Genomic DNA, 20,260 nt, shown 5'->3' on the forward strand with positions numbered 1-20,260 from the left:
CAGAATCACAAAACTGACCCGCAATCCTGACTCTCAAAAAACCACCAGAGTTGGAGGGGTTCGTTCACACTAAATTTAGCCATTGCGAGAAAATTATTATGAAACAAGTCAATGTAGATGTAGCAGTTATCGGGGGCGGTACAGCAGGTCTAGGTTCTTACCGCGCTGCAAAAGCACACACTGACAGTGTCGTGATGATTGAAGGCGGCCCTTACGGTACAACCTGTGCTCGTGTTGGTTGTATGCCATCTAAACTGCTTATTGCAGCAGCTGAAAGCGTACACCAAATCGAGAAAGCTCCGGCTTTTGGCGTTCACCCACAAGGTGATATCGTGATTAACGGCCGTGAAGTGATGGACCGAGTGAAGTTTGAACGTGACCGTTTTGTTGGTTTTGTTTTAGAAGGTGTTGATGAAATCCCAGAGCAAGACAAGATTTCTGGCTACGCAAAGTTCTTAGACGACAACACGCTACAAATCGATGACCACACGGTTGTCACCGCTAAGCGTATTGTTATCGCGACCGGCTCTCGCCCTGCATATCCGGCAGTTTGGAATGAGCTTGGTGACCGCCTGATCATTAACGACGACGTGTTCAGCTGGGATGATTTACCGGAATCAGTCGCAGTATTTGGCCCTGGTGTGATTGGTCTTGAGCTTGGTCAGTCACTGCATCGCTTAGGTGTGAAGACCAAACTGTTCGGTTTGGGTGGTCAAGTTGGCCCAGTAACCGACCCAGAAATCATGGCGTATGCAGATAAAGCCTTCAATGAAGAGTTCTACCTTGATGCTGACGTGAAAATCGAAAGCATGAAGCGTATTACCACAGAATCAGGTGAAGATCGCGTCGAAATCCAGTTCATCAATAAGCAAGGTGAACTAGAAACTAACGTCGTTGAATACGTACTGGCAGCAACAGGCCGTCGTCCTAACACTGATAAGCTTGGCCTAGAGAATACCTCTCTTGAGCTTGATGAGCGTGGTGTTCCAATTGCCGACCACTACACGCTACAAACATCACTGCCATCAGTATTTATTGCCGGAGATGCAAGCAACCAACTGCCTCTACTGCATGAAGCAGCAGACCAAGCACGTATTGCGGGTGATAATGCAGGTCGCTTCCCTGAGATTCGCGCAGGCTTACGCCGCTCTAAAATCTCTGCGGTATTCTCTGACCCACAAATCGCGATGGTGGGTGAAACCTACAAAGAGATCATAACCCGCTTAGGCACCTGTGGCTGTTTCGCAACAGGTGAAGTGTCTTTCGAGAACCAAGGTCGTTCACGAGTGATGCTACGCAACAAAGGTATTCTGCACGTTTACGGCGAGCAAGGTACAGGCCGTTTCCTTGGTGCTGAGATGATGGGACCAAACGCAGAACATTTGGCTCACTTACTCGCATGGGCACACCAGAAAAAGATGACGGTTTCTGAAATGTTGGATATGCCATTTTACCACCCAGTAATTGAAGAAGGTGTACGAACAGCGCTACGTGACCTGAATGCGAAACTGCACCTTGGTCCAGAGATGGTGAAACACTGTCTAGATTGTGGCCCTGGTTGTTAATCTCAGGTCGTTGCAAAACTAGCAGTTTGGTCTATTAACAGAGACTAGGTACTAAAAAGGAAAGCCATTGGCTTTCCTTTTTGTTTTTGGCCACGAGCAAATAATAGATTCCCGATTACGCTCCTTCGTCGCTTTCGGGAATGACGATAATTTTCCTATACCGTCAATCCGAAGCTAACCAGTATAACGATGCTTTTTAATACGCATCTAAGCTGAAGCAGACCAAAGTGACGCATCAGTTAAACCAAAACTTAACCGTCATTCCAGAACCGAGGGACGAGGTATCTGGAATCTCTTGAAGCCATTACTTGTCGCTAAAGACTTAGCGATTACTTCTCAGCAGCAATCACAGAGATCTCAACAAGTAGCGCTTCGCGAGCCATGTCGCCAGTCACACATGCGCGAGCTGGAGCGTGACCTTCTGGTACCCATGCATCCCAAACTGCGTTCATTTCTTGGAAGTCTTTCATGTCTTTCAAGTAAATCGTTGCTGACAGCATGTGTTCTTTGTCGCTACCCGCTTGCTCAAGTAGCGCTTCCACTTTATCCAGCATAGTTTGTGTTTGCTCAGTGATGTCTTTTGTTGCATCAGCACACACTTGGCCACATAGGTAGATAGTGCCGTTGTGTTTAACAATACGGCTCATGCGTTGTTTGGTTTCTTGGCGCTCAATCATCGACTTTCTCTCTCTGTGTCACCGTGATCCAATATCTTGTGACGTGTTATTATCAAGGCAACAAGCATAACGCGAATCAAACCCAAGATGACATGCATTCATTGCAATAAAAGTGAAAAAACCCGTAACAAACTCGGCCGCTGTCAGCGCTGTATGAATCAGCTGATGGTGTTGTCGATTTTAAGTTGGGGAGTATGGTGGTTGTTTTTCAAAGAAGACCCAAAAACCATCAATGCCATCGCTTTGATGATGGCTGCTTTCGCATTCAGTGGTTTGCTGTCGTTACATTGGATAATGAAGTTTGTGGTGCTGCCTTTAAGGAACAAAAAGCGTTAACAGAGAGACTTTGCTAGATAAGTAATAAAGGCTAGATACCCAATAAAATGACCCGACTTAGCAAGTCATCATCATTTCCCAAACAGCAGATAGAAAAAAGCCCCAGAACCAATCGATTCTAGGGCTTTCTTAGAAAATTCTAAGAAAAAGCAGTGGTACTTTAATAGACCGGACTTTTCTTAATTTGTTCCCAAAAAAGATCAATTTTTTGATCTTTTTTTTAGGGGCTATAAAATCAATGCTTTATGCAACATTAACCTTAGCGATGATCTGCTCTACCAAGTTCACTTCCAAGGCCACTTCATCACATGCATGTTGACGAGGGCACTGGTCACAATCTTTCAGCACCTTCTCAGGCAGCAGAGATTTTGATGTCGGTAAGAAGTCATGCTTCATAAAGAACTCTGGAGTACGAGTCAGTACAAACACCTTCTTAATGGCCATTTGTCGTGCTTTATCAACCAAGTGCTGCACAATCGCTGTACCCTGCCCTTGACCTTGCCACCCAGCCTCAACACCGAGCGAGCGAATCTCCGCTAAACCAGAATCATACACATAGAGTGAGGCGCAACCTGTCACCTCACCATGATGTTCTGCGACAGCAAACGAGCCAATATCACGCACCAGTTCATTACGAGAACGAGGTAGGTTTTCACCCATGTTCGCCCAGTAGGCCACCATGCCTTCCAACGCTTCAATATCCGTCAGACGAGCAGGACGAACCTTCACGATGGAAGTGTCACGCTGTGATAAACGCTTCTCAGCTTGGTCAACCGCGTAAGCCACTTGCTGTGGTGATACACCGCCTAGCGCGCTACGTTTTTCAAGACACGATTCAATGGTCAGGATGTCATACACATCCTCTTCAATCACCTCAGAGAACTCTTTCATCTCTGCGATGGTTAACTCTTCTAATGCACAGCCTTTAGCAATCGCCGCCACTACCGTCACACCAACAATATGGTGAGCTTCACGGAAAGGAATGCCTTTCGCTACTAGGTAATCAGCCAGCTCAGTTGAGTTCGCGTAGCCTTGTTTCGCTGCTTCAAGTGTACGTTCGCCGTTCACTTTAATACCGTCAAAACAAAGAGCAGCCATTTCCATACAATCATTCCAAGTGTCTAAAGCGTCGAACAGACCTTCTTTATCTTCTTGCATGTCTTTGTTGTACGCCAAAGGCAGGGCTTTCACTGTCATCATCATTGCGGCTAATGAACCATAAACACGGCCAGTTTTGCCACGGATAAGTTCGAGCGCATCAGGGTTTTTCTTTTGTGGCATCAGAGATGAACCTGACGTCACGGTATCCGCTAACTCGATGAAGTTCGATTCACCTGAGTTGTAGAAAATCATATCTTCTGCAAGACGTGAAAGGTGAAGCATTGAAATAGAAGCGATCGACATCAGCTCCATCACATGATCACGGTCAGAGACTGAATCTAGAGAGTTGCGCGTTGCACGGCGGAAGCCTAAGTTGTGAGCTAACTCTTCACGGTCCATCGGGTAAGCGGTTCCTGCAAGGGCACCAGAACCCAGCGGACATGTATCTAGACGCTTAATCGCATCATTCAAACGAGAATAATCACGCTCAAGCATTTCAACGTAAGCCAAGCACCAGTGAGCAAAAGTTACCGGCTGAGCACGTTGCAAGTGAGTGTAGCCAGGAAGCACGGTTTCTTGATGCTGAGAAGCAACATTCACCATTTGGCTTTGCAGACGATCAAGCGCTAACAGCAGTTGATTACCTTGTTGACGACACCATAGTTTAAGGTCAGTCGCTACTTGGTCATTACGAGAACGGCCAGTATGCAGTTTTTTGCCCAAATCACCGACTTTGCCGATAAGTTGTTGCTCAACCCAGCTGTGAATATCTTCTGCATCAGAACGCAAGATCTGTTCAGGGTCTTCCATCACTTCGAGTTTTAGCTCGTTCAGTGCAAGCTCTAGTCTTTGCTGTTCTTCTTCTGTTAGAACGTTGACCGATTGTAGAGCCTTTGACCAGGCAATAGAGCCCACAATGTCTTGCTCAGCCAATCGGTAATCAAAACGAAGAGAATCGTTAAAATCTTTGAACCGGGTGTCTGCTGCTTGGGTAAATCTACCGCCCCATAATGCCATTGTGTATCTCCTAATTGCACAGTGCTCACTGTTTTTGCAAATGATAATTCTGATTAAGATTCAGTATTTTTCTGATGGTTTAAACTTACGGCAATTCAAAATGAAAATAAAGTATTAATTCATTATTTTCACATATTTATTCACCAGAGGTTCATTCCATTGATTATTTTCAGCTTGGAGCGCGAATTATATGCCATTCGACAGTAAAAACCGAAGCTGATTTATTAAACAAACAGCAAGCAAAAAGCCCACTCACTAATCAATAGTAAATGGGCTTTGCATAATGATGTCTGTTTACTGGCCTTCAACCCTTCGCTAAAGGCTAGCTCACTAACTCATTGTTCGGATTACTTTTGGCTATTCAGAGCACGGATACGGCTTGATAGCGAGTAAAGACGGATGAAGCCTTCAGCGTGGCTTTGGTCGTATACTTCATCTTCACCAAAGGTTGCAAACTCTTCTGAGTACAGGCTGTTGTCAGAACGCTTCTGAGTCACCGTTGCATGGCCTTTGTAAAGTTTGATAACCACTTCACCATTCACGTCTTGTGCTAACTCATCTGTTGCTGCAAGAATTGACTTACATAGCGGAGTGAACCAACGGCCGTCATATACAAGGTGAGAAGCCTTAACACCCAGCTCTTCACGGAATTCGAATGCCGCTTTATCAAGAACCAATTGCTCTACTGCACGTAGTGCTTCCATCATGATTGTGCCACCTGGAGTTTCGTAACAACCACGAGACTTCATGCCAACAAGACGGTTTTCTACGATATCGATACGACCAACACCGTGTTTAGCACCCTTCTCGTTTAGGTAAACCAGCGCGTTGTATGGCGTCATTGTTTCGCCATCAACCGCAACCACTTCACCTTTTTCAACTTTAAGCGTCACTGTTTCAGATTCGTTTGGCGCTTGCTCTGGGTCTACAGTCCAAGCCCAGCAATCTTCATCCGGTGCGTTCCATGTGTTTTCTAGAACACCACCTTCTGTAGAGATATGCCATGCGTTTGCATCACGCGAGTAAATCTTGGTAAGAGAAGCCGTACAAGGGATGTTACGCTCTGCTAGGTAATCTAGACACTCTTCACGACTTACTAGATCCCATTCACGCCAAGGCGCAATTACGTGTAGGTCTGGTGCTAGTGCAGCAAATGCACCTTCAAAACGAACTTGGTCATTACCCTTACCTGTACAGCCGTGACATAGAGCGTCTGCACCTACTTTACGTGCAACTTCAACCTGAGCTTTCGCAATGATTGGACGAGCCATTGAAGTCCCTAACAAGTATTTACCTTCGTAGTAAGCACCTGTTTTAAGCGTTGGGTAGATGTAATCTGCCACCATCTCTTCTTTAAGGTCAGCGATGTAACACTCAGACGCACCAGAAGCTTTTGCTTTCTCTTCGATTCCAATCAGCTCTTCATCGCCTTGGCCTACATCAGCAACAAATGCGATAACTTCGCAGTCATAGTTCTCTTTCAACCATGGGATGATTACTGATGTGTCTAGACCGCCAGAGTAGGCTACTACAACTTTCTTTACGTTAACTTTGCTCATTTTCTTTCTCCTAGTTTCCATACTGCACATGGCGGTCAGCGTTGGAAATCACTTTAATAATTATATATTTAATTTATTTATCTAAATTCTTTAGTAGTAACTCGTAGTGAGGTCTACTGAGGTAAAAACTGTGTTCCTATGCTCTTACCTGCAAAAAGTTGTGTCAGCTTGTCTGGGTATCGCCAGGTTGCAACTTCAATTGGTCGTCCGAGGTCATTAGCCGCTTCTAGTGCAGCTTGTACTTTCACGATCATGCCATCGGTAATCACTTTACCTTTAATAAGGTCATCGGCTTGTTGCTGATTAAGGCTTGGAATCAGGTGGCCTTTACCATCCAATACACCACTGACATCAGAAAGCAGTACCAGTTCAGCATCAAGCGCGCCAGCTACAGCTACAGCAGCTTGGTCTGCATTGACGTTCATCAGTTGGCCTTGCTCAGTCAAACCAATCGAGCTAATGATTGGCAGTGCTCCAGCATTAAGAATGGCTTGCAGGACGGTTGAGTCGCCCGGCTCAGCGTTACCTACTGCACCCAATTCAGGATTCAGCTCGCTGACTTTACATAGACCACCATCAGCTAGGCTCAAACCAACAGCGTTGATGCCGTCTTTAATCGCCTGACCTTGAAGCAATTTGTTGGCCGTGCCCGCTAGCGCACCAGCGATCAAAGGAATCTGATCATAAGGAGTAACACGTAGCCCTTCTTTCTTAACGGTTTCAAGGTTCAACTTATTCATCAAATCATCAACAAGGTAACCACCGCCGTGAACAATCACGATTGGTCGCTGTGCCTGCTGTTGGTAAGCTGAAATCGCACCAAATAACTTGCTAAGTGTTTCACCACAAGATAGCGCAGCGCCACCTAACTTTATGATTAATGGTTGATTATTAAGGCTCATATCTAGATTTCCTTACACTAACGCAGTTAATGGTGCAAAACCATAACGTAAATTCAAACACTGCATCGCTTGACTAGATGCACCCTTTAATAAGTTATCAATCGCTGAAACAACGATGATGTGCTGACCTTGTACCTTCCAACCTAAGTCGCAGAAAGGTGTTTGTTCTACATCTTGAATTCTTGGCAATGTTTCTTCGAGTAATCTCACAGCTGGTTTACCTTGATAAGCTTGCTCGAAGGCTTCTTGTATCTGTTGTTCTGTCACACCGTCAGCTAGTTTCATGGTAATGGTCGCTAAAATGCCACGCTTAAAGTTGCCTAGGTGCGGGGTGAAAATCACATCACATCCTAGATGTGCAGCCATTTCAGGTTGATGACGATGGTTGAATACACCATAAGCTTGCAGGCTTACTTCGCAGAAGCTGTTGACCATACTCGCCTTGCGGCCTGCTCCAGTGACACCACTGGTCGCGTTAATCACTGGCCATTGGTTTGTATCAAGTAGCTTTGCTTCAACCAAAGGCTTAATCGCCAGTTGTGATGCGGTTGGGTAACAACCCGCTACTGCGACAAGCTGAGCTTCTTTAATTTCTTGTTCGTTCCATTCAGCTAAACCGTAAGCCGCTTTGTCTAGCCATTGTTCGTGTTGATGTTCAAAACCGTAAAACTCTTGATAGAAGTTTTCGCCTTTAACTCTAAAGGCACCCGATAGGTCGAACACTTGGCAATCGTTCTCTAGAAAGATTGGCGCTAGGTCGTGACTTACCTCGTGTGCAGTGGCTAAGAAAATCACATCAGACTGCTTTGCCACTTCTTCTGGATTCGTTAATGGCTGTACTGGCATATCAATCAAGCCAGCTAACTTACCGTGCAGTGCCGCAATAGGTTTACCTGCGTCTACACTATTGGCTGAGACATATAAACCTGATAGCGTGAGCTCAGGGTGTCTGTTTATCATTAGAGCCAGTTCTGCTCCGGTATAGCCGCTTGCGCCAATGATCGTGGTTTTCAACATCTCAACACATCCATTCTTGAGGTAAGTTACATTTCAAATTTGACTATTCATACTTAATTTTTAGCTTTATTTGATTTCTTATGCATTAAATATGATTTAATATGTGTTTTACCGACTTATGGTTTTCCTGTCAATAGTAGAAGTGAAGTTATTATGCAATTACCGAGTTTTCTTGAGGTCTATAAAGGCCTGATTTCCACCGACTCCATTAGCTCGACCGATCCAAGCTGGGATCATGGCAACGAGAAAGTGATCGAAAAAATGGCTCAATGGTTTAAAGACGTAGGCTTTAGTGTTGAGGTGGTAGAGGTCGAACCCGGCAAGCATAATATGGTCGCAAAGATGGGTTCTGGCGAAGGGGGCTTACTGCTTGCAGGACACAGCGACACCGTGCCATTCGATGAAGGACGTTGGAACTTCGACCCTCACGCACTGACAGAACACAACAACCGCTTTTACGGATTGGGCACCGCCGATATGAAAGGCTTTTTTGCCTTCGTTTATGAAGCCGCGAAGAAGATGGATTGGAGCAAGCAAACCAAGCCGCTTTATGTATTAGCAACCTGTGACGAAGAAACCACCATGCTGGGTGCACGTCATTTCACTGAAAATGCACCGTTTAAACCGGACTACTGCATCATTGGTGAGCCAACCAGCCTCGTGCCGATTCGCGGTCATAAAGGCCATGTCGCTAATGCTGTTCGAGTCACGGGTAAGTCAGGCCACTCTTCTGATCCTGCATTAGGCGTCAACGCCATCGAGATCATGCATGAAGTGCTGTTTGCTTTAATGCAGCTGCGTGACAAGTTAGTCAAGGAGTACCACCACCCGGGTTTTGCAATTCCAAGCCCTACTCTAAACCTTGGTCATATTCACGGTGGCGACAGCGCTAACCGTATCTGTGGGTGTTGTGAACTGCACTATGATGTTCGTCCTTTACCGGGTATCAGCTTAGATGGCTTGGATAACATGCTGCGTAGCGCACTTAAAGAAGTAGAAGCAAAATGGCCGGGCAGAATTGAGATTACTCCACTACACGAACCTATTCCGGGTTACGAGTGTCAGCACGATCATCCATTTATCGGTGGAATGGAATCGGTGTGTGAAACTGAATCTCAAACCGTGAACTACTGTACTGAAGCACCTTTCCTTCAAGAGTTATGTCCAACCTTGGTGTTAGGTCCAGGCTCAATTGACCAAGCTCACCAACCGGATGAGTTCTTAAGCTTCGATTTTATTGACCCAACAATTGATGTTCTGAGTAAATCGATCCGTAAATATTGTTTCTAGTTATTACTTCCCTTCCAATATTTTCGTATATAAGCCACCCAAAAAGGTGGCTTTTATTCTGTTATCCCTGACACAGCCTGATCTTGTAATTAAATTTCACTTTTTCTCTAAGTTTTGAAAAATTTACTTCTCCCGCATTTTTAAACCTAATAATTGCAAACTTAGAATGCTTTATTTGACTAGATACAGCACTTTTCGCTAGATTGTGTACTTAACAAGGAACAATGGATGTAATTTTTTTACGAGGCAGGATGACAATGAACGAGAAATACGCCGCTCTCAAGAGTAACGTAAGCATGCTGGGACGCTTGCTAGGTAACACAATCCAAGATGCACATGGTGACGTTATCTTAGAGAAAGTGGAGACTATCCGTAAACTTTCCAAATCCGCCCGCGCAGGCAACAAAGCTGACCGTGACAGCCTAGTTGAAGAAATCAAAAACCTGCCGAACGAACAACTCACTCCTGTTGCTCGTGCATTTAACCAATTTCTCAACCTCACCAACATGGCAGAGCAATACCACACCATCTCTCGCCACTGTGAGGAGCATGTTTGCGAACCAGACGTGCTGCAATCTCTATTTTCTAAACTAAATCAAAATGACATCAGCAAGCTAGACGCGGCTCAAGCCGTTCGCGACCTGAACATTGAACTCGTTTTGACCGCTCACCCAACAGAAATCACTCGTCGAACCATGATCAACAAGCTGGTTAAGATCAACGAGTGTCTGTCTAAATTAGAATTAAGCGACCTATCACACAAAGAACGCGTGAAAACAGAACGTCGTCTAGAGCAGCTTATCGCTCAAGGTTGGCACTCTGATGTGATTCGTCAGCAACGCCCGACACCACTTGATGAAGCTAAGTGGGGCTTTGCGGTTGTAGAAAACTCTCTATGGGAAGCCGTGCCTGATTTCCTACGTGATATGGATGGCCGACTAAAAGGTTACCTTGGTGAAGGCCTACCAATCGATGCACGCCCAGTTCACTTCTCATCTTGGATGGGTGGCGACCGCGATGGTAACCCATTCGTAACGCACACCATCACCAAAGAAGTACTGCGCCTATCTCGCTGGAAAGCCGCTGATCTGTACCTAGGTGACGTGAACGAGCTGATTACCGAACTGTCGATGACGAAGTGTAATGATGCCGTTCGTGAATTGGCTGGCGATGAGCACGAAGCTTACCGTGCAATCCTTAAGAGCCTACGCACTCTGCTGAACAACACGCTAGAAGTGCTTGACGCAAAACTGCATGATGCTGAAGTACCGAAGAAAGAAACACTGCAGAACATCGACCAACTTTGGACACCACTTTACGCGTGTTACCAATCGCTGCACGAATGTGGCATGGGCGTAATCGCAGATGGTTCTCTGCTTGATACCCTACGTCGCCTGAAAGCATTCGGTGTGCATTTAGTTCGTCTCGATGTTCGTCAAGAAAGTACACGTCACTCAGATGTCCTATCTGAACTGACTCGCTACTTAGGCATTGGCGATTACGACCAGTGGAGCGAACAAGACAAGGTTGCTTTCTTAACCAATGAATTAAGCTCAAAACGCCCACTGCTACCGCGCGACTGGGAGCCATCTGAACAGGTCAAAGAGGTTTTAGACACCTGTAAGGTCGTTGCTGCTCAACCTCGCGAAGCCTTTGGTGCTTACGTAATTTCTATGGCTCGTACAGCATCGGATGTGCTGGCTGTTCACTTGCTGCTGCAAGAATGTGGTTGCCCGTACCGCATGGACGTATGTCCATTGTTCGAAACGCTGGACGACTTGAACAACTCAGAAGCAGTAATGAAACAGCTAATGAGCATCGATTTGTACCGTGGCTTTATCCAGAACCACCAAATGGTGATGATCGGATACTCTGACTCAGCAAAAGATGCCGGCGTAATGTCTGCAGGTTGGGCGCAATACGACGCGATGGACAAGCTGGTTAAGGTTTGTGAAGAAGAAGGCATTGAACTGACTCTATTCCACGGTCGTGGCGGTACAGTTGGTCGTGGTGGTGCTCCTGCGCATGCTGCACTTCTTTCTCAACCACCTAAGAGTTTAAAAGGCGGCTTACGTGTGACAGAGCAAGGCGAAATGATCCGCTTTAAACTTGGCTTGCCAGATGTTGCCGTAAACAGTTTCAACCTATACGCAAGTGCGATTTTAGAAGCGAACCTTCTGCCGCCACCAGAACCAAAGCAAGAGTGGCGCGACCTAATGGAAGTGCTTTCTCAAGTTTCTTGTGAGGCTTACCGCAACGTAGTTCGTGGCGAAGAGAAATTTGTACCTTACTTCCGTCAAGCTACGCCAGAGCTAGAGCTCGGCAAATTGCCCCTTGGTTCTCGCCCTGCGAAGCGTAACCCGAACGGTGGCGTAGAAAGCTTACGTGCGATTCCATGGATCTTCTCTTGGAGCCAAAACCGTTTGGTACTTCCAGCATGGTTAGGTGCAGGTGAAGCAATCCAATACTCCGTAGATCAAGGCCATCAAGCGCTACTGGAAGAAATGTGTCGTGAATGGCCATTCTTCTCTACTCGTCTAGGTATGTTGGAAATGGTGTACTCGAAGTGCAACATGGAAATCGCTAAGTACTACGATCAACGCCTTGTTGATAAAGAACTGCTGCCACTGGGTGAACTACTGCGTGATCAACTGCAGAAAGACATCAAAGCTGTACTGAATGTCGAGAACAACGAAAACTTGATGCAAAGCGACCCGTGGGGACTTGAATCAATTCGCCTACGTAACATCTATGTTGAGCCACTAAACATGCTTCAAGCAGAACTACTTTACCGTACTCGTAAGTGTGAAACACCACCAGCAGAGCTAGAAGAAGCACTAATGGTGACGATTGCAGGTATTGCAGCAGGTATGCGAAACACTGGTTAATTAGTGATTCCTACTATAACCTAATCAGCATTTACATCTAAAAAAAGAACAAAAGGTCGCCATGTGCGGCCTTTTTATTTCACCAGATAACCACTAGTAAGTATTTTGTCAGTTTTTTGGGTTATTTTGTCCATGTATTCTACTTTATGCTTATTATTTAGATATACTACTGCTCCGCTGCGGAAACACTCCAACAAAATAATCTGCAGCAACTTGACCTATAAACTGGTCAACCTAGGTGATAAACGGCTTTGTAAGGTGACATAACCAACCGCCGAGTTGGTGCTACTTAGACATAACCAATATAACGTGCCATTAGAAGCACACTTGTTGTCTAAGTATTTGTTTACTGTTTACCATTTGGATTTCAGACATGTCATTACCACACGTAATTCTAACCGTTTTAAGTACACGCGATGCTACTGGTTACGATATCACAAAAGAATTCTCCTCAAGCATTGGTTACTTCTGGAAAGCTAGCCACCAACAAGTTTACCGCGAGCTAAATAAAATGGCTCAGAACGACCAGGTAACTTGCGTGCTTGAGCCTCAAGAAGGCAAACCTGATCGTAAAGTTTACTCTATCACTGACGCAGGCCGCAGCGCGCTAGGTGAATGGTTTGAACAACCAACTGCACACCCAACCGTTCGTGACGAGTTCTCAGCTAAGCTAATGGCTTGTGCTGTACAACCTGCTGACGCTTACCGTGTACAACTTGCTGAGCTAGTTGAAGAGTCTCGAAAACTGGTTTCTCACTACAAAGAAATCGAAGCGGCTTACTACGCAACGCCATCTACACTAGACAAGCAAGCACGCCTTGAGCGTTTAACGCTTCGTCGTAACCTACTTATCCGTGAAGCATGGATTGTTTGGGCGGACGAAGTACTGCTTGAACTTGGTGCTCTTGCTTAAGTTAAGCTAGACGCTAGAAAAGCAAAAGGCTTGAACTCTTAGAGTCCAAGCCTTTTTTGTATCTATCGGACTTGAGATTTACAGCAAATAGCGCTTTAACAAGGCTGAAGCTTAATTACAGCGCAGCAACTTGTGGGCGAACACCTAGAGTATGGCAAAGTGCGTAGGTCATTTCTGCACGGTTTAGCGTGTAGAAGTGGAAGTCTTTCACACCTTCACGGCTCAGCGTACGAACCATATCGATCGCTTGGCTCGCACCGACTAACTGGCGGGTCGTTGGATCATCATCCAAGCCTTCGAATTGCTTCGCCATCCAGCCCGGTACTTTTACGTTATTCATCGCAGCGAAACGAGACGCTTGCTTGAAGTTAGATACTGGCAAGATACCCGGTACAATCTCAACATCCACACCTGCCGCTACACAACGGTCACGGAAACGTAGGTAGCTTTCTACATCGAAGAAGAATTGCGTAATAGCACGGTTCGCGCCCGCATCCACTTTACGCTTTAGGTTAATAAGATCAGATTGAGCGCTTTTTGCTTCAGGGTGAACCTCAGGGAATGCCGCTACTGAGATATCAAAATCGTGGCGAGATTTAAGTAGCTCGACTAGATCAGATGCGTACATCTCTGGCGCACCGCCGCCTGCTGGAATGTCACCACGCAACGCAACAATACTTTCAATGCCATTTGCCCAGTAGTCGTCGGCAATTTGAATCAGCTCTTCGCGGCTCGCATCAATACATGTTAGGTGTGGTGCTGCCACTAGGCCAGTTTGGTTCTTAATTTCTTTAATGATTGAGTGGGTACGGTCACGTTCACCCGAGTTTGCACCGTAAGTTACCGATACAAATTTTGGTTGAAGTGTTTTAAGACGGTGAACAGAGTTCCACAAGGTCTCTTCCATCTTCTCACTGCTTGGTGGAAAAAACTCAAATGACACATTGATGTTGTCAGAAAGCTCAGCGATATTCTGATTTAAAGCGTCGATATGACTAGCGTGTGTGTATCCCATCTTACTCTCCCTGTGGCAAAAGCAACCACTAAAACTCAAATCCTTAAACGACGTTTAGACGTCTATATGTCTGTAGAATGTATTGAATACGATTTAATGTCAACAGATCCATTATGAATTTTTCTCAAGTAGATCGTGAGTAAAACTCAAGTCGTTAGATGGGTCGCAAAGCAGAAATAATGTAGAAAAAAGGCTGACAAACACATCGTGCTTTCAGCCTTATTTATCTTAGTGAATAGTATGCTATTTACGTACTAAACCAATTAATTTGAGTATTAAACCAATTGATCTGACTATTCAACCAATCGCTCTGACTATTAAGCCAACCGCTCTAAGTATCAAAACAGACTCGACATTCTGTTTAGATCAGATTGAATTGCGCCCGCTGTTACTTCACGACCTGCACCCGGGCCACGGATAACTAATGGATTATCTTTGTACCATTTACTCTCAATCGCAAAGATATTATCGCAAGGCAACAAGTTCGCCAGAGCGTGCTCTTTAGACAGTGCTTCAACGCCTACGGTTGCTTTACCATTCTTCTCCAAACGCGCTACGTAACGCAGAACTTTCTGTTGAGAGTGCGCTTTCTCTAAACGCTCAGCTAACTCTTCGCTTAGAACAGAAGCTTTATCGAAGAAGTCATCCACTGATAGATCTTGCAGCTCTGCAGGTACGAGCGATTCCACTTTTACGTTTTCAGGTTCGATATCCAAACCGGATTCACGCGCCAGAATCACCAGCTTACGCATGACGTCTGAACCATCAAGGTCAGCACGCGGGTCCGGTTCAGTCAGGCCTTGTTGCCACGCTAAGTCGACTAACTCGCTGAACGGCACCGTGCCATCAAACTGTTGGAACAACCAAGATAGAGTGCCAGAGAAGATGCCTGATAACGCAATGATATCGTCACCGCTCTCACGCAGGTCTCGCACAGTGTGGTTGATAGGTAAACCAGCACCCACTGTCGCGTTGTACAGCCAGTGGCGGCTGATCTTAGCGAAAGCATCTTGTACCTGATGGTAATACTCGCTCGATGCAGATCCTGCCACCTTGTTAGCCGAGATCAGGTGGATACCTTGTTGTGCAATTTGTAGGTATTTTGCAGCAAGCACAGGGCTTGCAGTTACATCGAGTATTACCGCTTCATCGTAACCCTGAATAGAACCTAAACGCTCTAGCCAGTCGTTACCATTGTTGGCAATCGCTTCATCATCAAAACGTTTACCAACTGAAGTCGCATCAATGCCTTGATCGTCGAACCAATAGGTTTGGCTATCAACCACCGCAACCAATTCAAAGTTCATCCCACGACGCTTTTCAAGTTCCGCTTTTTGCTCTGAAAACAGGCTTAACCAACTTGAGCCAATATTGCCCTTACCACACAAGGCAATCGCAACACGCTTCTGAGCTTGGAACAGTTGAGAATGAATGCCTTTCACTAGGCTTGATGTTTCACTCTTACGAATCACGGCCACCAAGCTTAAGCCTGAGTTCGCTTCTGAGATGAACTCTACTGGCGAGCTCTTGAGCTGTTGGTAGAAACCGTAGCAATGGTTCGGGTTCTTAGTCACACCCGCCCCCACTGCAGCAATCAGAGAAAAACCTTCTTTCAGTTTAATCTCAGCTTCAATCGCGTGGTCTTGTAGATATTCTAATGCACCACCAGCGATCTCTTCCGTGTAAGCAAGGCGCAAGCAGTGTTGATCGGGTTCTAATTCATAAGCAAGCGGCTCTAATTGAGCACGCTTAAGCCCTTCAAGGACTTCACTCTCCAGACGGTCGAAATCATGGCCGTGACCAAAGGTCAGTTGCACGATAAGAACTTCATCCAAAGAGGTAATAATTTTTGCACCGCGCCCCGATGCCAGTACTCGCTCTATCTGTGTAGAGCCCGCCTCCGGCTGGTAGCTGCAGCGCAAGCTGAGATCCATGGCACTTTGAGCGACAGGCTGTAGCGTTCGACTGTGTAGCACTGGAGCCGCAAGACGAGCTAATTCACTGGCTTCATCAAGGCGAAGCAGAGGTAATAAACACGCATCCGAAACCAAACGAGGATCTGCGCTGTATACGCCCGCCACATCACTCCAGATTGTCACGCGTTCAACTTCAGCTAGAGCACCAATAACAGTTGCAGAGTAATCCGAACCGTTACGCCCAAGCAGCACCGTTTCGCCTTCGCAGTTCTGAGCCATAAAGCCAGTAATTACCACGCGACAATGTGCATGCTGCGCCAAGGCTTCTTTAATCAGAGGATAAGAGCGTGCGCGGTCAACTTCAGGTTGAGCACCCGCTTCTGCACGTAAAAAGGCACGTGCATCTTGAGCAACTGCTTGTAAGTCATGCTGGCACAACAACGTCGCCAACAAACGTGAAGACCAAACCTCACCATGACCCAGTACTTGTGCTTTTTGTGCTTCACTCAAGGGAGCCGTTAGCTCACCCAAAGCGGTAAATTCTTGTTGGATGGTTGCCGTTAGTTGCGAGGCGGCTTCACCTTCAAGCAGAGCCTCAATCAGTTCAAGTTGAAACTGACGAAGGGTTTGCAGGCATTCATGAGCAATACGACCATCTTTGTCGAGCGCTTCGACAAACTCAATTAAGCGGTTGGTTGTTTTACCTGCGGCCGATACCACCACCAAATCCGTCGCTGATGAATATTCTCTAAGAATGTTGACCACGCGTTGGTAACATTCAGGGTTCGCTAAACTGCTGCCACCAAATTTATGTAGCTGGCGAAAGGTTGCCATTATTAAGCCTCCCCTTCAGCGATAAAGCGTTGTGTTTTTTCAAACGCTTGCTTGAGATCGTCGATTAGGTCTTCCGCATCTTCAAGGCCAACAGAAAGGCGCAGTAATTGTTGAGAAACACCCGCTTCTGCCAATGCTTCTTCGCCCATCGCACGGTGAGTCATCGACGCAGGGTGACAAATCAGGCTTTCAACACCACCCAGTGATTCAGCCAAAGAAAATAGCTCTAACTTATCGACAAAATATTTAAGCGCTTCAAAAGAGCCCGCAAACTCAAAGCTCAGCATGGAACCAAAGCCCAACTGCTGTTTCTTCGCGATCTCGTGACCTGGGTGTTCAGGAAGGCTTGGGTGGTAAATAGTGCCCACCAGATCTTGTTGTTGCAGCGCTGTCAGAATTTCACGTGAACTCTCTTCGTGAACACGCATACGTGCACCTAGCGTACGAATACCACGTAGAGTCATGTAACTATCAAATGGTGTGCCGGTCGCACCAATACAGTTGCCCCACCATGCAAGCTCTTCAGCGTGCTCTTCAGTTTTCGTCACGACAACGCCACCAATAACATCTGAGTGTCCGTTGATGTATTTGGTGGTTGAGTGGATAACAAAATCAGCACCCAGCTCTAAAGGCTTTTGGAACACCGGCGTCAAAAACGTGTTATCGACAGCAACCAGAGCACCAACCTCTTTCGCTTTACGGCAAGTCTCTGCAATATCAACCACACGAACCAACGGGTTCGATGGCGTTTCTATTAAGATCAACTTTGGCTTGAGCGCGATCGCCGCATCCAACGCTGCTTGATCCGATTGATCAACGAACAAAACTTTGAAGTCACCTTTTAACGAGCGGGTATTAAACAGGCGGTAAGTACCGCCGTAGCAGTCGTGCGGAGCGATAATAAGATCATCGCCACCTAAGAAAGCCGAAACCCATAAGTTAAGCGCCGAAGTACCGCAGTTAGTCACCACTGCACCTTTGCCAGACTCAAGCTCAAACAATGCCGTTTCTAATAAACCACGATTTGGGTTACCAGAACGGGTGTAATCGTACTTTGGCACTTCACCAAAAGCGGGAAACCCATAGTTAGTCGAAAGATAAATAGGTGGGACAACGGCATGGTGTTGCGTGTCTGACTCGATACCAGTACGTACTGCGATTGTTGCTGGCTTCCGGCTGCTCATAGGTGCTTCCTTACAAGTTTTGCGTCTGAGAATCACAGCGGCTTGTCGGCATTCTGCGGCTGTGTTAGATATATGTTATTCACTTTACTTTCATAAACGTGAGACGTCAACACTTCTGGACGTCTATATGTCTTTGCTTATGGCAGTAAATCCCGCTAAAATCACCACTATTAATTTATTCTAACAACTAAAGTGATGAAGGTACGCAATGGCCGACTGGAATGGTGAATACATAAGCCCATATGCTGAGCATGGAAAGAAAAGCGAACAAGTAAAAAAAATTACAGTTTCTATCCCTCTAAAAGTGTTAAAGGTTCTTACTGACGAGCGCACTCGCCGCCAGATTAATAACCTACGCCATGCAACAAACAGTGAGCTACTGTGCGAAGCCTTTCTACATGCGTACACAGGCCAACCACTGCCAACGGATGAAGATCTCCGTAAAGACCGTCCAGACGACATCCCGACTGAAGTGAAAAAGCTGATGACAGAGATGGGTATCGAATTCGAAGCGTTTGACGAAGAATAAAAACAACTCAGTCACTGCCTTCAATATTGATTCGCTATAGCTGAACCTTATTTGTCACATCACCCACTACGTTATCGGTAGCTGCTCTGTGAATGATAGACATAAAAAAAACCGACTCCTATGAGTCGGTTTTTTATTATTCTTTTTCGCTCAATAGAGCAACAGCTATTAAGCTATTAAGCTATTAAGCTATTAAGCTATTAAATTATTAAAGCATTAAGCCATATAGTTAGCAGGCATCTCAATACGAGCTACGCCAGATTCAACGGCCGCTACTGCAACCGCTTTTGCTACGCGAGGAAGTAGACGTGGGTCCATTGGCTTAGGAATGATGTAGCCTTTACCAAACTCCAGTGCAGTCTCACCTGCAGCGGCGAGTACTTCAGCCGGAACTTCTTCTTTCGCTAGTTCACGAATCGCTTTAACCGCAGCCAGCTTCATCTCATCATTGATTTCGCTCGCACGCACATCAAGCGCACCACGGAAAATGAATGGGAAACAAAGTACGTTGTTTACTTGGTTCGGGTAATCGCTACGGCCTGTACCCATGATAAGGTCAGAACGAACTTCATGAGCAAGCTCTGGCTTGATCTCTGGATCTGGGTTTGAACATGCAAACACAACAGGCTTATCAGCCATCAGCGTGAGTGCTTTAGCTGGTAGCAGGTTAGGACCTGATACGCCCAAGAACAAGTCAGCGCCTTCGATAACATCTTCAAGCGTGCGCTTGTCCGTGTTATTTGCGAATAGCGCTTTGTATTCATTCAGGTCTTCACGACGAGTGTGGATTACACCTTTACGGTCAAGCATGTAAATCTTCTCACGCTGAGCGCCACACTTGATCAGCAGTTCCATACAAGCAACCGCCGCTGCGCCAGCACCTAAACAAACGATCTTACACTCTTCAAGCTTCTTACCTTGAAGCTCAATCGCGTTCAGCATACCTGCAGCCGTTACAATCGCTGTACCGTGTTGGTCATCGTGAAAAACAGGGACATCACAACGCTCAATCAGGCGACGCTCAATCTCAAAACAGTCAGGTGCTTTGATGTCTTCTAGATTAATACCACCGAATGTATCTGCGATATTCGCAACCGTATCAACGAACTCATCGATTGTGCGGTGTTTTACTTCAATATCGATAGAATCTAAACCAGCAAAACGCTTAAACAATAGCGCTTTACCTTCCATAACAGGTTTAGAAGCAATAGGGCCAAGGTTACCTAGGCCAAGAATCGCTGTACCGTTAGAGATAACTGCAACCATGTTGCCTTTACCTGTGTACTTATAAACGTTATCAACGTTCTGTGCGATCTCGCGAACAGGCTCAGCCACGCCTGGGCTGTATGCAAGTGCTAGGTCTTCTGCAGAATTTGCAGGCTTCGTCAGTGCTACGGCTATTTTGCCTGGAATTGGGAACTCATGGTAATCAAGAGCTTGCTGACGGAATTGTTCTTGAGGCGATAACGCTTGAGAGGATTGATCTTGGCGGCTGTCTTCAGACATAGGTGTAGGTT

General features: G+C 46.0%; 15 protein-coding genes. 6 read left to right on the top strand and 9 right to left on the bottom strand.

Features of this window, described 5'->3' with window-relative positions; genetic code table 11:
• Positions 1-98: 98 nt before the first annotated feature.
• A complete protein-coding gene (locus AC3CIA_RS14555; protein WP_019821393.1) occupies positions 99-1,565 on the top strand; it encodes a dihydrolipoyl dehydrogenase in 1,467 nt (488 codons plus the stop codon).
• 329 nt (positions 1,566-1,894) lie between these two features.
• Here the strand turns inward: AC3CIA_RS14555 and AC3CIA_RS14560 are convergent, their stop codons facing one another.
• Positions 1,895-2,242: a RidA family protein gene (locus tag AC3CIA_RS14560; RefSeq protein ID WP_004729674.1), complete on the bottom strand. Its 348-nt coding sequence runs from the start codon at positions 2,240-2,242 to the stop codon at positions 1,895-1,897.
• An 87-nt stretch (positions 2,243-2,329) separates the two neighbouring features.
• Here AC3CIA_RS14560 and AC3CIA_RS14565 point away from each other — a divergent pair, with 87 nt between their 5' ends.
• Positions 2,330-2,578, top strand: coding sequence for a DUF3624 domain-containing protein (locus tag AC3CIA_RS14565; protein WP_054548222.1), 249 nt, complete (start codon positions 2,330-2,332; stop codon positions 2,576-2,578).
• A 243-nt stretch (positions 2,579-2,821) separates the two neighbouring features.
• Here AC3CIA_RS14565 and argH read toward each other — a convergent pair whose 3' ends face one another.
• From argH to argC, 4 genes are all read right to left on the bottom strand, one after another.
• Entirely contained in the window at positions 2,822-4,696 is a 1,875-nt protein-coding gene (gene argH, locus AC3CIA_RS14570; RefSeq protein ID WP_004729676.1) for an argininosuccinate lyase, read from the bottom strand.
• A 347-nt stretch (positions 4,697-5,043) separates the two neighbouring features.
• Complete coding sequence (locus tag AC3CIA_RS14575; protein WP_009848894.1) at positions 5,044-6,255, bottom strand: argininosuccinate synthase; 1,212 nt, start codon at positions 6,253-6,255, stop codon at positions 5,044-5,046.
• A gap of 113 nt (positions 6,256-6,368) precedes the next feature.
• On the bottom strand, positions 6,369-7,157 hold the full coding sequence (argB, locus tag AC3CIA_RS14580) for an acetylglutamate kinase (protein WP_054548223.1): 789 nt from the start codon (positions 7,155-7,157) through the stop codon (positions 6,369-6,371).
• A gap of 12 nt (positions 7,158-7,169) precedes the next feature.
• Positions 7,170-8,174, bottom strand: coding sequence for an N-acetyl-gamma-glutamyl-phosphate reductase (gene argC, locus AC3CIA_RS14585; RefSeq protein WP_479263553.1), 1,005 nt, complete (start codon positions 8,172-8,174; stop codon positions 7,170-7,172).
• Positions 8,175-8,327: 153 nt separating this feature from the next.
• Between argC and argE the strand changes: the two genes are divergently transcribed.
• The 3 genes from argE (at position 8,328) to AC3CIA_RS14600 (ending at position 13,265) form a co-directional block, all read left to right on the top strand.
• The gene (gene argE / locus AC3CIA_RS14590; RefSeq protein WP_009848891.1) at positions 8,328-9,464 is read left to right on the top strand and encodes an acetylornithine deacetylase; all 1,137 of its coding nucleotides are present in this window, start codon (positions 8,328-8,330) and stop codon (positions 9,462-9,464) included.
• A gap of 251 nt (positions 9,465-9,715) precedes the next feature.
• Positions 9,716-12,352, top strand: coding sequence for a phosphoenolpyruvate carboxylase (gene ppc / locus AC3CIA_RS14595; RefSeq protein ID WP_488518263.1), 2,637 nt, complete (start codon positions 9,716-9,718; stop codon positions 12,350-12,352).
• A gap of 373 nt (positions 12,353-12,725) precedes the next feature.
• Complete coding sequence (locus AC3CIA_RS14600; RefSeq protein ID WP_065207413.1) at positions 12,726-13,265, top strand: PadR family transcriptional regulator; 540 nt, start codon at positions 12,726-12,728, stop codon at positions 13,263-13,265.
• A 115-nt stretch (positions 13,266-13,380) separates the two neighbouring features.
• Here the strand turns inward: AC3CIA_RS14600 and metF are convergent, their stop codons facing one another.
• From metF to AC3CIA_RS14615, 3 genes are all read right to left on the bottom strand, one after another.
• Positions 13,381-14,280, bottom strand: coding sequence for a methylenetetrahydrofolate reductase (gene metF, locus AC3CIA_RS14605; RefSeq protein ID WP_004729683.1), 900 nt, complete (start codon positions 14,278-14,280; stop codon positions 13,381-13,383).
• A 338-nt stretch (positions 14,281-14,618) separates the two neighbouring features.
• A complete protein-coding gene (locus tag AC3CIA_RS14610; RefSeq protein ID WP_102504181.1) occupies positions 14,619-17,030 on the bottom strand; it encodes a bifunctional aspartate kinase/homoserine dehydrogenase II in 2,412 nt (803 codons plus the stop codon).
• 2 nt (positions 17,031-17,032) lie between these two features.
• Positions 17,033-18,214: an O-succinylhomoserine (thiol)-lyase gene (locus AC3CIA_RS14615; RefSeq protein ID WP_029224093.1), complete on the bottom strand. Its 1,182-nt coding sequence runs from the start codon at positions 18,212-18,214 to the stop codon at positions 17,033-17,035.
• Positions 18,215-18,422: 208 nt separating this feature from the next.
• On the opposite strand from AC3CIA_RS14615, the gene metJ reads away from it, so the two are divergent.
• Positions 18,423-18,743, top strand: a complete 321-nt coding sequence (gene metJ / locus AC3CIA_RS14620; RefSeq protein ID WP_004729686.1) for a met regulon transcriptional regulator MetJ — start codon at positions 18,423-18,425, stop codon at positions 18,741-18,743.
• Between the two features lie 216 nt (positions 18,744-18,959).
• Here the strand turns inward: metJ and AC3CIA_RS14625 are convergent, their stop codons facing one another.
• A complete protein-coding gene (locus AC3CIA_RS14625; protein WP_054548226.1) occupies positions 18,960-20,249 on the bottom strand; it encodes a malic enzyme-like NAD(P)-binding protein in 1,290 nt (429 codons plus the stop codon).
• Between the last annotated feature and the right edge of the window lie 11 nt (positions 20,250-20,260).

The organism is Vibrio sp. QJM3NY_27, assembly GCF_057785955.1.

What these genes read in the sequence shown, in the direction of transcription:
- AC3CIA_RS14555 (WP_019821393.1), top strand. Translation starts at nt 99, where the DNA reads ATGAAACAAGTCAATGTAGATGTAGCAGTTATCGGGGGCGGTACAGCA.
- AC3CIA_RS14560 (WP_004729674.1), bottom strand. Translation starts at nt 2,242, where the DNA reads ATGATTGAGCGCCAAGAAACCAAACAACGCATGAGCCGTATTGTTAAA.
- AC3CIA_RS14565 (WP_054548222.1), top strand. Translation starts at nt 2,330, where the DNA reads ATGACATGCATTCATTGCAATAAAAGTGAAAAAACCCGTAACAAACTC.
- argH (WP_004729676.1), bottom strand. Translation starts at nt 4,696, where the DNA reads ATGGCATTATGGGGCGGTAGATTTACCCAAGCAGCAGACACCCGGTTC.
- AC3CIA_RS14575 (WP_009848894.1), bottom strand. Translation starts at nt 6,255, where the DNA reads ATGAGCAAAGTTAACGTAAAGAAAGTTGTAGTAGCCTACTCTGGCGGT.
- argB (WP_054548223.1), bottom strand. Translation starts at nt 7,157, where the DNA reads ATGAGCCTTAATAATCAACCATTAATCATAAAGTTAGGTGGCGCTGCG.
- argC (WP_479263553.1), bottom strand. Translation starts at nt 8,174, where the DNA reads ATGTTGAAAACCACGATCATTGGCGCAAGCGGCTATACCGGAGCAGAA.
- argE (WP_009848891.1), top strand. Translation starts at nt 8,328, where the DNA reads ATGCAATTACCGAGTTTTCTTGAGGTCTATAAAGGCCTGATTTCCACC.
- ppc (WP_488518263.1), top strand. Translation starts at nt 9,716, where the DNA reads ATGACAATGAACGAGAAATACGCCGCTCTCAAGAGTAACGTAAGCATG.
- AC3CIA_RS14600 (WP_065207413.1), top strand. Translation starts at nt 12,726, where the DNA reads ATGTCATTACCACACGTAATTCTAACCGTTTTAAGTACACGCGATGCT.
- metF (WP_004729683.1), bottom strand. Translation starts at nt 14,280, where the DNA reads ATGGGATACACACACGCTAGTCATATCGACGCTTTAAATCAGAATATC.
- AC3CIA_RS14610 (WP_102504181.1), bottom strand. Translation starts at nt 17,030, where the DNA reads ATGGCAACCTTTCGCCAGCTACATAAATTTGGTGGCAGCAGTTTAGCG.
- AC3CIA_RS14615 (WP_029224093.1), bottom strand. Translation starts at nt 18,214, where the DNA reads ATGAGCAGCCGGAAGCCAGCAACAATCGCAGTACGTACTGGTATCGAG.
- metJ (WP_004729686.1), top strand. Translation starts at nt 18,423, where the DNA reads ATGGCCGACTGGAATGGTGAATACATAAGCCCATATGCTGAGCATGGA.
- AC3CIA_RS14625 (WP_054548226.1), bottom strand. Translation starts at nt 20,249, where the DNA reads ATGTCTGAAGACAGCCGCCAAGATCAATCCTCTCAAGCGTTATCGCCT.